This window comes from Methylopila henanensis (genome assembly GCF_042681025.1).
GTDB lineage: Bacteria > Pseudomonadota > Alphaproteobacteria > Rhizobiales > Methylopilaceae > Methylopila > Methylopila henanensis.
Window position 1 is genome coordinate 13,804 of the sequence record NZ_JBHUER010000001.1, and the last position, 13,708, is coordinate 27,511.

The window sequence follows — 13,708 nt, forward strand, 5'->3', positions numbered from 1 at the left end:
CGGCCGATGCGTCTCATTCGCCTGTTCCCCGATGACAGCAAGTTCCGGTTCGTGCGATGGCGCGTGCTGAGCTTCCCGTTCTCGGCCGTCATCTCGGTCATGACCGTCGTGCTGTTCCTGACGATCGGCCTGAATTTCGGCATCGACTTCACCGGCGGCACGCTGATGGAGCTGCAGTCGAAGTCCGGCGTGGCCGACGTCGGCAAGGTGCGCGAGACCGCGCACAGCTTCGAGGCGGGCGAAGTTGAGGTGCAGGAGTTCGGACGCGACGGCCAGGTGTCGATCCGGTTCCGGACCCAGCCCGGCGGGGACGCCGCGCAGAGCGCCCTCGTCAACAAGGCGCGCGCCGCCTTCGAGGGCGACTACGAGGTCCGGCGCGTCGAGACCGTCGGCCCGCGCGTTTCGGGCGAGCTGGTGCAGGCCGGCACGCTCGGCGTCGTGCTGTCGATCGTGTCGGTGCTCGTCTACCTGTGGTTCCGCTTCGAGCTGACGCTCGCGATCGGCGCCGTCATCGGCACGCTTCACGACATCGTGCTCACCGTCGGATTCTTCATCATCACGCGTGAAGAATTCAACATGACGTCGATCGCGGCGATCCTGACGATCGTGGGCTACTCGCTCAACGAGACGGTGGTGGTGTTCGACCGGACGCGCGAGCTGCTGCGTCGCTACAAGAACATCCCGACGGAGGAATTGCTCGACCTATCGATCAATCACACCATGTCGCGCACGGTGATGACGGCGACTACCACGGCGCTGTCGCTGCTCGCGCTGGTGCTGTTCGGCGGACAGGCGATCCAGGGCTTCGCGAACGTCATGCTGTTCGGCGTCGTGATCTGCACCTATTCCGCGATCTTCGTGTCGTCGCCGATGCTGATCTATCTCGGCCTCAAGACCGCCGCGCGCGCCGCGGCCGACGAGAAGGCCGAGGCGGACGCCAAGGCGGCGCAGGCCCGGGCCTAAGCGCGTCGTGGAGCCCGACGGCCGTCACCTGCCGGGCGCCCACCTGATCGACGCTTACGGCGGCGGCGGCTTTCGGTTCGCCGACCTGTCGCACCGGGGCTCGCTGCTGGCGCTGCCCTCCGGCATGTGGGCGTGGCCGTTCGCCCATCCGGCCGAGTTGAACGAAGCCGCCTTCCGGCGCGTTTTCGACGAGGCCGACGCGATCGACACCCTGCTCGTCGGCACGGGCGCGCAGCCCGCGGGTCTCCCGCCGGCGGTGCGCGCGGCGCTCAGGGAGCGCGCCATCGTCGTCGAGACCATGGCGACCGGCGCCGCGGCGCGCACGTGGAACATTCTCTCCGGCGAGAAGCGGCGGGTCGCCGCCGCCCTGCTCGCCATAGCCTGAAGCCGCGCCCGGGGGCGGAACCGCCGTGACCGAAGACGCTGCGGGCGATCCCGTCGCCTCCCTTGTCCGCTCCGCCGATTTCGACCGATACGCCGCGGCCCTGTTCGCGCCCGCCGAGGCGCGGCCCCATCTGCTCGCGCTTTACGCCTTCGACGCCGAACTCGCCCGTGTCCGCGATCTCGTCAGCGAACCGATGCCGGGAGAGCTGCGGCTGCAGTGGTGGCGGGACGCCCTCGCCGATCCCGAGCGGGCGGACGCCGCTTCCCACCCGATCATGCGGGCGCTTGAGGCCGCGATCCGGTACGGCGGCCTGCCGAGGCCGGCGCTCGAAGGTCTGATCGACGCCCACAACGACGGCCTCTACGACGATCCCGTCGCCTCCGTCGAGGAGATGGAGGCGCGCTTCGGGGCGACCCGGTCGGCGGTGCTGCGGCTGGCGACGATCCTTCTGGCGAAGGGCCGCGAGCCGGGCGGCGCCGACGCGGCCGGTTATGGCGGCGTCGCGCTTGGGGTGTCGCGCCTGATCGCCGACATCCGTCTGCGGCCGGAGCGGCTCCGGGGAATGGTTCCGGCCGACCGCATGGCGGCTCGCGGCGTGTCGCTCGCCGATCTTGGCGAGCGGCGAGGCGGAGCGCGCGTCGCAGGGCTCGTGGCCGAACTTGTAGCGGTCGGAACGCGGCGGTTGGGCGAGGCGAGATCGGCCTTCGCCACGGTCGACCCGGAGGCCGGCGCGGCCTTCCTGCCGCTGGCTCCCGTAGCCCGGGATCTCGCCCGCTACGCCAGACAGGATGCACCCGAGGGCGACAGCCCGCGCTGGCTGCGTATGGCCCGCCTCTGGCGGGCGAGCCGCCGCTCCCCGCCGTTCTGACGGCGTCAGAGCTGCTGAAGCGCGGCTTCGTCGGGCGTGGGCTCGGTCTCGACCAGAACGGTCGCGGCCTCGTTGAGCAGAGGCAGGATGTCCTCGACCTTGTCGGCGACCACGTAGGGAACCGTGAAGCCGGGCCGGATGAAGCCTTCGGTCGTCATGTGCTCCAGAAGCGTCAGCAAGGGGGTCCAGAAACCGTCGAAGTCGGCGATCAGGATCGGCTTGTCGTGCCGGCCGAGCTGGGCCCAGGTCATCTGCTCGACCAGTTCCTCCAGCGTGCCGACGCCGCCCGGAAGCGCGACGAAAGCGTCGGAGCGCTCGAACATCAGGCGCTTGCGCTCGTGCATGTCGGCGGTGACCAGCAGTTCCTGAACGTCTGCGAGCATCACCTCGCGGTCGACCAGAAACTGGGGGATGATTCCGGTCACATGGCCGCCGGCCTCCAGCGCCGCGCGCGCGACCGCGCCCATGAGGCCGATGTTGCCGCCGCCATAGACCAGGCCCACGCCGGCCCGGGCGAGGGCGCGGCCGAGGCTGGCCGCATGCTCCATGTGCTGCGGTCGGGCTCCCGTGCTCGAACCGCAGTAAACGCAGACGTTTCGGATTCGTGTCATGGCCTGAGTTGGCGCCGGTCGCGCGCGACGGTCAAGATGACGAGGCGCGCACCATGAGGTTCGGGGCGGCGAAAGGCCAAGGCGATCATGCGTGCGCGGAGGCCGCCGCCGTTGTAGGAGGGGGGACGTGACCGGCGGATGACGGCGCAGCGGCCGCATCCGTGGTCATGTCGGGGACAGGGTGGTTCTTCAAGATGGACGCGGCGGTCAAGCGCGGGTTTGCAATCGGGTTCGTCGTGCTGGCGATCGCCGTCGGCTACGGCTGTGAGCCGCAGATCCGGGACTACGTCGACGGTCTCCGCAACGTCGAGCGCCTGCCGGTTGCGCCGGAGCGCCCGCAGACCGCCATCCCTCCGGCGAACGGCGCCGGCCCTCAGGCGACGGCGCCTCAGGGCGACAAGCCTGCGCCCGACGCGCCGTCGGGGCAGGCCGCAGCTCCTCAGGCGGATGCGCCCAGCTCTCCCTCCGCGGCGCCTGCCGGCGATCCGGCCGCGCAGCCGAACGCCGTCGGCCCCGCAACGGGCGATTCCGCCGCGGCCAAGAGGCGTGAAGGGCCGAAGCCGGCGTTCGACGTGGTGAGGGTCGAGCCGTCGGGCGACATGGTGGTGGCGGGGCGTTGCGTCGCCAACTGCTCCGCGGAGCTGCTTGCGAACGGCAAGCCGCACGCCGCGGCCAAAGCCGACGCCCAGGGCCAATGGGCGATGACGCCCGACCCTCTGCCGCCGGGCGACTACCAGATCGCGCTCCGCGTACGCGACGCCGAAGGGCGCGAGCAGCTTTCCGAGCAAAGCCTGACCGTCGCGGTGCCGACGCCGCCCTCGAAGGACGTGATCGTCGTCCTGAACGAGCCCAACGCGCCGTCCCGTATCCTGCAGCGGCCGCAGGCTCCAACAGCGCAGACGCGTGCGACGTCAGCCCCGCTCGAGCAGGCGTCGACGGCCCGCGCGCCCGCGCGGTCACAGGCGGCGCCCTCCACGACGCGGCTTTCGATCGGCGCGGTGGAGGCCGAGAGCGGTCGGGTTTATGCGCAGGGCGCAGGGCCTTCCGGCGAGCGGCTGCGGCTTTATCTCAACAACGCGCCAGTCGCGACGGCGATCATCGGCGGCGACGACCGCTGGTCGCTCCGGGTCGAGCGCGGATTGGCACCGGGCGATTACGTGGTGCGCGCCGATCAGTTGAAGCGCGGCGGCGAGACCGTGGTGGCGCGGGCGGAGACCCGCTTCACTTACGCTGCTCCCGTCGCGGGACGGGCGGAAGCTCCGGCCGCCGCGAGCCCCGGCGCGCCGTCCATCGGCGCCCAGCCGTCCGCTCCCGACCCGTCGCCGCAAGCCACGGCCGCGGGCGACGCCAACCCGGTCGTCGCGGCGATCGAGACGGCCACCGTGAAGCGCGGCGACAGCCTCTGGCGCATCTCGCGCTCGGCCTATGGCAAGGGCATGCGCTACACCGTCATCTACGAGGCGAACGACGGCCAGATTCGGAACCCGAATCTGATCTATCCCGGGCAGGTGCTGGTGGTGCCGGCCGGCGAGGGGACCCAGGCCGGACAGCCTTGAGCGGCCCGGTCTTCGCGGCCCCTCTCGCATCCGCGCCTTTCAGGCATACGTAACCGTCTCGATGGCGCCTCCTCCCGACAGCAGCTTTTCCGCGTTCCGCCCCAAAGTCGACGGCGGCGGATTAGCGCTGTTCCGCATCCTGCGCGGCCTTCAGCCCTTCATGTGGCCGGCCGACCGGCCGGACCTGAAGCGGCGCATGGCCTTTGCGGTCGTGCTGCTGGTGCTGACCAAGGTCGTCACCGTGCTCGTGCCCTATGGGTTTAAGTGGGCGACCGACGCGCTGGCGGCGGCGAAGGGCGAGGGCGCGGCGGCGACGGGCCCCTGGGAAGCCTTCGCGCTTGGGGCGCCCGTGGTGATGGTGCTGGCTTACGGCGCGGGCCGTGTGCTGATGGTGGCCTTCGCGCAGGCGCGCGACGGCGTCACGGCGCCGGTGGTGACCAACGCCGTCAGGCGGCTGTCGCTGGAGGTGTTCCGGCACATCCACCGGCTGAGCCTGCGATTCCATCTCGGCCGCCGCACGGGCGCGATCAGCCGCGTCGTCGATCGCGGCCGCAACGCCATCGAGACGCTGACGCGCACGGCGATGCTCACCGTCGTGCCGACGATTCTCGAACTGGCGCTGGTGCTCGGCGCGCTCGCCTACCAGTTCGATTGGGTCTATTCCGCGGTGGTCGCCGGCATGGTGGCGGTCTATCTCGCCTTCACCTACGCCGCGACCGAGTGGCGGCTCGGCATCCGGCGCGTGCTGAACGACACCGACACGGATGCGAGCTCCAAGGCGATCGACAGCCTGCTCAACTACGAGACCGTCAAGTATTTCGGCAACGAGGGCCGCGAGACCGCCCGCTACGACCGCGCCATGGGGCGGTACGAGGACGCCTCGATCCGCGCCTACACCTCGCTCGCCTGGCTCAACGGCGGGCAGGCGCTGATCTTCTCCGCCGGCCTGACGATCTGCATGGTCATGGCGGTGTCGGACATCCGAGCCGGAACCAACACCATCGGCGACTTCGTGCTGATCAACGCGATGATGATCCAGCTCTACGTCCCGCTGAACTTCATGGGTTTCATCTACCGCGAGATCAAACAGTCGGTGACCGATCTCGAAGCCATGTTCCGGCTGCTCGGCGAGGATCCCGAGATCGAGGACGCGCCCGGCGCGCCGCCGCTTGCGGTGCGCGGCGGGACGATCCGGTTCGAGAACGTCGATTTCGCCTACGATCCCGAGCGGCCGATCCTGAAGAACGTGAGCTTCGAGGCGCCGGCGGGGAAGACCGTCGCGATCGTTGGGCCGTCGGGCGCGGGCAAGTCCACGATTTCGCGGCTGATGTTCCGTTTTTACGACGTCGGTGCGGGGCGCATCACCGTCGATGGACAGGACATCCGCGAAGTGACGCAGAGCTCCCTGCGCGAGGCGGTCGGCATGGTCCCTCAGGACACCGTGCTGTTCAACGACACCGTTCGCTACAATATCCGCTACGGCCGCTGGGACGCGACCGACGCTGAGGTGGAGGAGGCGGCCTCGCTCGCGCAGATCGACGGCTTCATCCGCGCCCTGCCGCGCGGCTACGACACCGAGGTCGGCGAGCGAGGGCTGAAGCTTTCCGGCGGCGAGAAGCAGCGGGTCGCGATCGCGCGCACCATTCTCAAGGGACCGCCGATCCTGATCCTGGACGAAGCGACCTCGGCGCTTGACAGCGCGACCGAGAAAGAAATCCAGGACGCTCTGGAGCGCGTGTCGAGAGGGCGCACCACGCTCGTGATCGCGCATAGGCTCTCGACCATCGTCGCCGCCGATGACATTCTCGTGCTCGACGCCGGCCGCATCGTCGAACGCGGTCGGCACGCCGAGCTTCTGGCGGCCGGCGGCCTTTACGCCAGCCTCTGGAGCCGTCAGCGCGAAGCGGATGAAGCCCGCGAGACGCTCGCCCGCGTGGACGACGAAGACGGCCGCGACGATTGGGACGACGCGGATCTGCGCGCCCGAAGAGACGTCGCGGAAGCGGGGGCGGCCGAGTGAGCGCGCTTGGTTCGCGCGCTGGCATGGCTTAAGACCGCCCCACCATGATCGACGACGTCACCGCATCCATCCGCAAGGCCGTTCCGCGAATCCATCGCGAAGGCCGCCCGTTCATCGCGATCTTCGCCGCCATCGCCTTCGTGCTGTTCCTGATCTGGCAGCCGCTGGGCTGGATCGGGGTTGGCGCGACGATCTGGTGCGCGCTGTTCTTCCGCGATCCCGATCGCGTGACGCCGGAAGCCGACGGGCTTGTCGTCAGCGGCGCCGACGGCGTCGTGTGCGACGTGAGCGCGGCGGTTCCTCCGCCGGAGCTCGGTCTCGGCGCCGCTCCGCTGCCGCGGGTCGCGGTGTTCATGAACGTGTTCGACGTCCATGTGAACCGCGCGCCGATCGGCGGGACCGTGACCCGGATCGCTTACACCGCGGGCAAGTTCCTGAACGCCGATCTCGACAAGGCGAGCGTGGACAACGAGCGCAACGGGCTCGTGATCGAGGGGCCTTACGGTTCGCTCGGCGTCGTCCAGATCGCCGGACTGGTCGCGCGCCGCATCGTCTGTTTCGTGCGCGAGGGCGACGCGACCGGGCCCGGCGAGCGCTTCGGCTTGATCCGGTTCGGCAGCCGCGTCGATCACTACCTGCCGGCCGGCGCGACGACGCTGGTGGGCGTCGGCCAGCGGACCGTCGCGGGCGAGACGGTCATCGCCGATCTCACAGGCGAAGCTTCGCCCCGCTCGTTCCGGTCGAGCTGAACAGGGCGGGGAGGCGAGGACCATGGACAGCGCGCCGTCCGGACAGCCCGCCCCGCGGCGGGCCCGACTCCGCTTCGTGCCGCTGCGGCTGCTGTTGCCGAACCTCGTCACCCTGCTGGCGCTCTGCGCCGGACTCACGGGCGTCAGGATGGCGATCGAAGGCCGGCTGGAGCTCGCGGTCTACCTCGTGGTGCTCGCCGGCGCGCTCGACGGCGTGGACGGGCGGCTCGCTCGGCTGCTGAAGGGCACCTCCCGCTTCGGCGCGGAGCTCGACAGCCTCGCCGACTTCGTCAGCTTCGGCGTGGCGCCGGCCCTCATTCTCTATGTCTGGGGTCTCAACGGCCTGGGCCATGTCGGCTGGATGGGCGCGCTCGTGTTCGCGATCGCGGGATCGCTCCGGCTGGCGCGCTTCAACGTGGCGCTGGACGATCCCAACAAGCCGGCCTGGGCCGGGCAGTTCTTCGTCGGGGTGCCGGCGCCGGCGGGCGCGATCGCCGCGCTGCTTCCCATCTATCTGGAATTTCTCGGCTTTCCGCGCGTGCCCGTGGCGCTTCCAGTCGTGCTGCTCTACGTGCTCGCGATCGCGCTGCTGATGGTGAGCCCGCTGCCGACCTGGTCCGGCAAGCAGCTCGGACGGCGCGTCCATCTCGCCTATGTGGCGCCGCTGCTCATCGGCGCCGCGCTGATCGTGACCCTGCTGATCAGCTATCCTTGGGCGATGCTGGCGCTGGCGACGCTCGGCTATCTCGGGACGCTGCCCTTCGCCTATCTGCACCGCCGACGGCTCGTGGCGATGGATGCGGCGACGAAGGAAACGCCTACGCCGTCAGAGGGTTGACGTCGTTTACTCAGCTCTCGCAAGCGGCGACGCGCAGGCGGAGCGGAGCGGCGGGGTAGGCGTCGCGCAGCATCCGGAGCGCTTCGGCGGTCGTCGCGGGGCGACGGCGGCGGACGTAGTCGCGCATCTCTTCGAGGCTTAGGCCTGCGGTCGCGAAGATCGGCGCGGTCGATGCGAGCGGAGCGACGTAGACGGATGGCATATCGGCATCCTCGACGGAACGGTATGACGATACGGCCAACATTGTTAACGCCCGGTTAATTTCTGGTTAACGCCCAAGTTAATCCGAGGAAATTCACCCGGACTTGCGGACGTCCGAACGCGCGTCGCATGCTCTTGTTCCATCAAGGTGGAGAAAAATCCGATTCCGGTCGAGGCGACGAAAGTCCGGAGCGACGGACGACAGCGCGCCAAGGGCGCGGCCCGGGTCGCGTTCGCGCGGCGGGGGCCGGCGACGCGGCTCGCCGATCTGGAGCAGGCCGGCGCGCTCCGGGTGCTGTTCCCGCGCCCGGAGCCGGGGACGCCGCCCTGCGCAGTGCTCGCGAACATCGGCGGCGGGGTCGCGGGCGGCGACCGGCTGGACGTCGAGATCGCCTGGGGAGAGGGCGCCGAGGCCGCCGTCACCACCCAGGCCGCGGAGAAGACCTACCGCGCGGTGTCCGACGCGGCGGTCATCGCGAACCGGCTGACGGTCGCGGGGGGGGCTGTGGCGCATTGGCTGCCGCAGGAGACCATCCTGTTCGACGGCGCCCGGCTGGAGCGCAGCTTCGACGCCGACCTTGCGGACGACGCCGAGCTGCTCGCCTGCGACAGCTTCGTGTTCGGCCGCTCCGCCCGCGGCGAACGGGTGGAGCAGGGCCGCGTCTTCGACCGCTGGCGGGTGCGGCGCGGCGGGCGGCTGGTGTTCGCCGACGCGCTGGAGCTCGACGACGCGGTGGCGGAACGGCTCGACCGGCCGGCGGTCGCGGCCGGGGGCCTTGCGACCGCGACGCTGCTGCTCGTCTCGCAGGCCGCCGAAGCCCGACTTTCGGGCTTGCGCGAGGCCTTCGCCTCGGGCTCCTCTGAGGCGGGCGCGAGCGTGTTCGACGGCTGTCTGGTCGCTCGTCTGGTCGCGCGCGACGCCGCCGCCCTGCGGCGGGACGTGGCGGCCGCGATCGGCGTCCTGTCCGGCCGGCCTCCGCCGCGCGTCTTCGCGTTCTGAACGTTCGGGAGCATCGATGAACCTCACCCCCCGCGAGAAGGACAAGCTGCTGATCAGCATGGCCGCGGTCGTCGCCCGCCGCCGGCTGGAGCGCGGCGTCAAGTTGAACCATCCCGAGGCGATCGCGCTGATCGCCGACTTCGTGGTGGAGGGCGCCCGCGACGGCCGCTCCGTCGCCGAGCTCATGGCCGCGGGCGCGAAGGTTCTGACCCGCGATCAGGTGATGGAGGGCGTGCCCGAGATGATCCACGACGTGCAGGTGGAGGCGACGTTCCCCGACGGGACCAAGCTCGTCACCGTCCACGAACCGATCCGGTGAGGAGCCGGCCCATGATCCCCGGAGAGATTTTTCCTGCCGCTGGCGACATCGAGCTCAACACCGGCGCCCCGACCGTGACTCTCGACGTCGCGAACACCGGCGACCGGCCGGTCCAGGTCGGCAGCCACTATCATTTCGCCGAGACCAACGCCGGCCTGTCCTTCGACCGCGCGAAGGCCCGCGGCATGCGGCTCGACATCGCCGCAGGGACGGCGGTGCGGTTCGAGCCGGGCCAGATCCGCAGCGTGACGCTGGTGCCGTTCGGCGGCGACCGGAAGGTGTTCGGCTTCCGGCAGGACGTCATGGGGGCGTTGTGAGAGTAGGGCGAAGAGCGTAAAGTAGGGAGAAGTTGTCGCTTCGGGATTTCAGCAATGGGTAGGTTCGACGCCAAGACGTCGCTCAAAGGGCAGGCCACGATTCCCGTCGAGGTTCGCAGGGCGCTCGGCTTGGAGCCCGGCGGGTCCGTGCAGTTCCTTGTCGGGAGCGACGGGGACGTCCGCGTGATCGCAAAGACGAGAACCATGCGGCACCTGAAGGGGATTTTCGGACCTCTCGACGCGCCGCTCGACGTCGACGACGCCATAGCCCGCACCGTTCAAAGCAAGACGATCCTGGACGCAGACGATTGATCGGCGTCGACACGAACATTCTCGCTCGATACTTCCTTGAGGACGATCCGGTCTGGACGAAGCGGGCCGATCGCTTTCTCGAGGAGGAACTGACGCCCGAGGCTCCCGGTTACGTCAATCCGTTGACGCTCGCCGAGCTCGTCTGGACCGTCAGGAAGCACCCCGGCTACGACCGGCAAGGCATGGCGCGCCTGATTGAAGGGCTGCTGTCGTTCGACCGGCTCGTGATCGGCGAGGCGGACGCCGTCGCCGCCGCCCTGGAGTCGTTTCGCGCAGGCGGAGCCGGGTTCGCAGATCATCTGATCGCTGAGCTGAACAGTCGCGCAGGCGCCGCGCCGACGGTCACGATCGATCGCAAGGCGCGCCAGCGACCCCCCTTCAAACCGCTCACCTGAATCCCGGAGATCCGCCCATGCCCGCAAAGATCTCCCGCTCCGCCTACGCCGACATGTTCGGCCCGACCGTCGGCGACCGGGTGCGGCTTGCCGACACCGAGTTGATCGTCGAGGTGGAGAAGGACTTCACCACCTATGGCGAAGAGGTGAAGTTCGGCGGCGGCAAGGTGATCCGCGACGGCATGGGCCAGAGCCAGGCGAGCCGCGCGCAAGGGGCGGTCGACACCGTCATCACCAACGCGCTGATCATCGACCACGGCGGGATCATCAAGGCGGACGTCGGCCTGCGCGACGGCCGCATCGCCGCCATCGGCAAGGCGGGCAATCCCGACGTGCAGCCGGGCGTGACGATCGTCGTCGGCCCCGGCACCGAGGTGATCGCGGGCGAGGGCAAGATCCTGACCGCGGGGCTGATCGACGCCCACATCCACTTCATCTGCCCGCAGCAGGTCGACGACGCGATCGCCTCCGGCGTCACCACCATGATCGGCGGCGGCACGGGCCCCGCGACCGGCACCACCGCCACCACCTGCACGCCCGGCCCCTGGCATCTGGCGCGGATGATCGAGTCCGCGGAGGCGTTCCCCATGAACCTGCTGTTCTCCGGCAAGGGCAACGCCTCGCTGCCGGCGGCGCTCGAGGAGCAGATTCGCGGCGGGGCGGCGGCGCTGAAGCTGCACGAGGACTGGGGCACGACGCCGGCCGCGATCGACTGCTGCCTCACCGTCTGCGACGCCTTCGACGTTCAGGCCATGCTGCATTCCGACACGCTGAACGAGAGCGGTTTCGTCGAGGACACGATCGCCGCCTTCAAGGGCCGGACGATCCACGCCTTCCACACCGAAGGGGCTGGCGGCGGCCACGCGCCCGACATCATCAAGGTGGCGGGCCTTCCGAACGTCATCCCGTCGTCGACCAACCCAACGCGGCCCTACACGGTGAACACGCTCGACGAGCATCTCGACATGCTCATGGTGTGCCACCACCTCGATCCCTCGATCTCCGAGGATGTGGCCTTCGCTGAAAGCCGAATCCGCAAGGAGACGATCGCCGCCGAGGACATCCTCCACGACATGGGCGCGCTCTCGATCATCTCGTCCGACAGCCAGGCCATGGGCCGCGTCGGCGAGGTGGGCATCCGCACCTTCCAGACCGCGCACAAGATGAAGGTTCAGCGCGGGCGGCTGAAGGACGAGACCGGCGACAACGACAACGTCCGGGTCCGCCGCTACGTCGCCAAGATCACGATCAACCCGGCGATCGCGCACGGAATCTCGACCCATGTCGGCTCAGTCGAGGTCGGCAAGCTCGCGGACCTCGTGCTGTGGTCGCCGGCCTTCTTCGGCGTGAAGCCGGATCTGGTGCTGAAGATGGGCATGATCGCCGCCGCCCCGATGGGCGACCCCAACGCCTCGATCCCGACGCCGCAGCCGATGCACTATCGCCCGATGTTCGGCTCGTTCGGACGCGCGCTGCAGAAATCGTCGGTGATCTTCACCTCGAAGGCGGCGATCGAGGATGGCCTCAGCCAGCGGCTCGGCCTCACGCGCGAACTCGTGGCTGTGACGAACGTGCGCGGCGGGATATCGAAGGCCAGCATGATTCTGAACGACGCCACGCCGGTCATCGAGGTCGACCCCGAGACCTACGACGTGCGCGCCGACGGGGAGCTTCTGACGTGCGAACCGGCCGACGTGCTGCCCATGGCGCAGCGGTACTTCCTGTTCTGAGACTCGCATCGCCGTCATGCCCGGCGGCAGCCGGGCGTCCACGACTTTCTGGGATCGTCGAGCGCTACGCCGAAGTCGTGGATGCCCGCGAAGGCGGGCATGACGGGCGGGCGTCCGTCGCCAGACGGGTCCATCGCAGCGTGAGGCTTTTCGCTGCGGCGCTGGTGATCGCCTTCGCCGCGCCCGCCCACGCCGAAACCCTGCCCGAGGCGCAGCGGCCGAAGGTCGAGGCCCAGTTCCAGAGCTGGCTCGCCTCCACCGTCCGTCCCGCCGCGCTGAAGGCGGGCGTCGGCGCCAAGACGTTCGACGCGGCGTTTTCCGGCGTCGCGCTGGACTGGTCGCTGCCCGACCTCGCGCCGCCCGGCGCGCCGCCGCCGCGCGTCCAGCGCCAGCCGGAGTTCTCCGACCCCGCCCGCTACGTCGCCGAGCCGAACTTTTCAGGGCTGATCCCCGAGGGCCGCAAGCGGCTGTCCGAGAACGCCCGGGTGCTGGCGGAGGTGGAGCGGCGCTACGGCGTTCCGGCCGAGATCGTGGTGGCGATCTGGGCGCGGGAGTCGCGCTATGGCGGCGCCCCGGTGCGGAACGACGCGCTGAGGGCGCTCGCGACCCTGAGCTTCATGGGCGCGCGCAGGCAGCAGTTCCTGCCCGAGCTGATCGCCGCGCTGAAGATCCTCGACGGCGATCACCTCACGCGCGAGGAGATGCGCAGCTCCTGGGCCGGCGCCATGGGCCAGCCGCAGTTCCTGCCGTCGAAGTTCCTCGAGAACGCCGTCGACATGGATGGCGACGGCAAGCGCGACATCTGGCGCTCGACCCCCGACGTGCTGGGCTCGATCGGCCGCTACCTCCAGCTTCACGGCTGGATCGCGGGCCGGCCCTGGGGCGTCGAGATCGACCTGCCGGCCGGCGTCTCCTGCGCCTTCGAGGGGCCGGACCAGGGCAAGACCGTCGCGGAATGGGTGACGCTCGGCGTGAAGCCGAAGCCGGGCGGGGCGCTGCCGAAGGATCCCGGCCGCAGGGTGTTCCTGCTCATGCCCGCGGGCCGGGCGGGGCCCGCCTTCCTCGTGTCCGAAAACTTCTACGTGATCAAAAAGTACAACGAGAGCGACCTCTACGCCCTGTTCGTCGGCCATCTCGCGGACCGCTACGGCGCGGGCCGCCCGATCGCCGGGCGCTGGACCGCGCCGAAGGGCTTCGACCGCGAGGACGTCGCCGCCATGCAGCGGCGGCTGGAGGCGCTCGGCCACAACGTCGGCTCCGCGGACGGGCTCGTCGGCTTCCGCACCCGGGTCGCGATCGGGCGCTGGCAGCAGTCGAAGGGCCTGCCGCCGACCTGCTTCCCCGACGCCACGCTGGTGAAGACCGCGGGACGCTGATCCCGCCTCCCGTCGGCACCGACGCGCTCGTGATCGCGGCCGCGATCGCCGGGCCGCGAACCTGTCGA

16 protein-coding genes are annotated in these 13,708 nt (G+C 69.9%); 14 read left to right on the forward strand and 2 right to left on the reverse strand.

Annotated elements, in window-relative coordinates:
• The first annotated feature begins 6 nt into the window (after window positions 1-6).
• From secF to ACFSCV_RS00090, 3 genes are read left to right on the forward strand one after another with little or no spacing between them, the layout of a single operon-like run.
• Window positions 7-963, forward strand: a complete 957-nt coding sequence (gene secF / locus ACFSCV_RS00080; RefSeq protein ID WP_378795797.1) for a protein translocase subunit SecF — start codon at window positions 7-9, stop codon at window positions 961-963.
• Between the two features lie 7 nt (window positions 964-970).
• On the forward strand, window positions 971-1,348 hold the full coding sequence (locus ACFSCV_RS00085; protein WP_378795799.1) for an Mth938-like domain-containing protein: 378 nt from the start codon (window positions 971-973) through the stop codon (window positions 1,346-1,348).
• A gap of 25 nt (window positions 1,349-1,373) precedes the next feature.
• Entirely contained in the window at window positions 1,374-2,216 is an 843-nt protein-coding gene (locus tag ACFSCV_RS00090; protein WP_378795801.1) for a phytoene/squalene synthase family protein, read from the forward strand.
• A 5-nt stretch (window positions 2,217-2,221) separates the two neighbouring features.
• On the opposite strand, the gene ACFSCV_RS00095 is transcribed toward ACFSCV_RS00090, so the two are convergent.
• Complete coding sequence (locus ACFSCV_RS00095) at window positions 2,222-2,827, reverse strand: LOG family protein (RefSeq protein ID WP_378795803.1); 606 nt, start codon at window positions 2,825-2,827, stop codon at window positions 2,222-2,224.
• Between the two features lie 167 nt (window positions 2,828-2,994).
• Between ACFSCV_RS00095 and ACFSCV_RS00100 the strand changes: the two genes are divergently transcribed.
• The 4 genes from ACFSCV_RS00100 to ACFSCV_RS00115 all read left to right on the forward strand — a co-directional run bounded on the left by ACFSCV_RS00100 (window position 2,995) and on the right by ACFSCV_RS00115 (window position 7,990).
• Window positions 2,995-4,383, forward strand: a complete 1,389-nt coding sequence (locus tag ACFSCV_RS00100; protein WP_378795805.1) for a LysM peptidoglycan-binding domain-containing protein — start codon at window positions 2,995-2,997, stop codon at window positions 4,381-4,383.
• Between the two features lie 61 nt (window positions 4,384-4,444).
• Window positions 4,445-6,403 (forward strand): ABCB family ABC transporter ATP-binding protein/permease, encoded by a 1,959-nt coding sequence (locus ACFSCV_RS00105; protein WP_378795807.1) that lies wholly within the window; start codon window positions 4,445-4,447, stop codon window positions 6,401-6,403.
• 44 nt (window positions 6,404-6,447) lie between these two features.
• Window positions 6,448-7,152 (forward strand): phosphatidylserine decarboxylase, encoded by a 705-nt coding sequence (locus ACFSCV_RS00110; protein WP_378795809.1) that lies wholly within the window; start codon window positions 6,448-6,450, stop codon window positions 7,150-7,152.
• A 22-nt stretch (window positions 7,153-7,174) separates the two neighbouring features.
• Window positions 7,175-7,990, forward strand: a complete 816-nt coding sequence (locus ACFSCV_RS00115) for a CDP-alcohol phosphatidyltransferase family protein (protein WP_378795811.1) — start codon at window positions 7,175-7,177, stop codon at window positions 7,988-7,990.
• A 10-nt stretch (window positions 7,991-8,000) separates the two neighbouring features.
• Here ACFSCV_RS00115 and ACFSCV_RS00120 read toward each other — a convergent pair whose 3' ends face one another.
• The gene (locus ACFSCV_RS00120) at window positions 8,001-8,192 is read right to left on the reverse strand and encodes a hypothetical protein (protein ID WP_271201154.1); all 192 of its coding nucleotides are present in this window, start codon (window positions 8,190-8,192) and stop codon (window positions 8,001-8,003) included.
• A gap of 147 nt (window positions 8,193-8,339) precedes the next feature.
• On the opposite strand from ACFSCV_RS00120, the gene ACFSCV_RS00125 reads away from it, so the two are divergent.
• The 7 genes from ACFSCV_RS00125 (at window position 8,340) to ACFSCV_RS00155 (ending at window position 13,640) form a co-directional block, all read left to right on the forward strand.
• Entirely contained in the window at window positions 8,340-9,191 is an 852-nt protein-coding gene (locus ACFSCV_RS00125) for an urease accessory protein UreD (RefSeq protein WP_378795813.1), read from the forward strand.
• Window positions 9,192-9,207: 16 nt separating this feature from the next.
• Window positions 9,208-9,510, forward strand: coding sequence for an urease subunit gamma (locus ACFSCV_RS00130; protein ID WP_378795815.1), 303 nt, complete (start codon window positions 9,208-9,210; stop codon window positions 9,508-9,510).
• Between the two features lie 11 nt (window positions 9,511-9,521).
• Window positions 9,522-9,827 carry an urease subunit beta gene (locus ACFSCV_RS00135; RefSeq protein WP_378795817.1) on the forward strand — a complete coding sequence of 102 codons (306 nt, stop codon included), beginning with the start codon at window positions 9,522-9,524 and terminating at the stop codon, window positions 9,825-9,827.
• A gap of 54 nt (window positions 9,828-9,881) precedes the next feature.
• On the forward strand, window positions 9,882-10,139 hold the full coding sequence (locus ACFSCV_RS00140; protein WP_378795819.1) for an AbrB/MazE/SpoVT family DNA-binding domain-containing protein: 258 nt from the start codon (window positions 9,882-9,884) through the stop codon (window positions 10,137-10,139).
• A complete protein-coding gene (locus tag ACFSCV_RS00145) occupies window positions 10,136-10,534 on the forward strand; it encodes a PIN domain-containing protein (protein ID WP_378795821.1) in 399 nt (132 codons plus the stop codon). Before ACFSCV_RS00140 ends, ACFSCV_RS00145 begins: the two co-directional genes overlap by 4 nt.
• 17 nt (window positions 10,535-10,551) lie before the next feature.
• A complete protein-coding gene (ureC, locus tag ACFSCV_RS00150; RefSeq protein WP_378795823.1) occupies window positions 10,552-12,264 on the forward strand; it encodes an urease subunit alpha in 1,713 nt (570 codons plus the stop codon).
• Between the two features lie 140 nt (window positions 12,265-12,404).
• A complete protein-coding gene (locus tag ACFSCV_RS00155; RefSeq protein ID WP_378795825.1) occupies window positions 12,405-13,640 on the forward strand; it encodes a lytic murein transglycosylase in 1,236 nt (411 codons plus the stop codon).
• Window positions 13,641-13,708 lie beyond the last annotated feature (68 nt).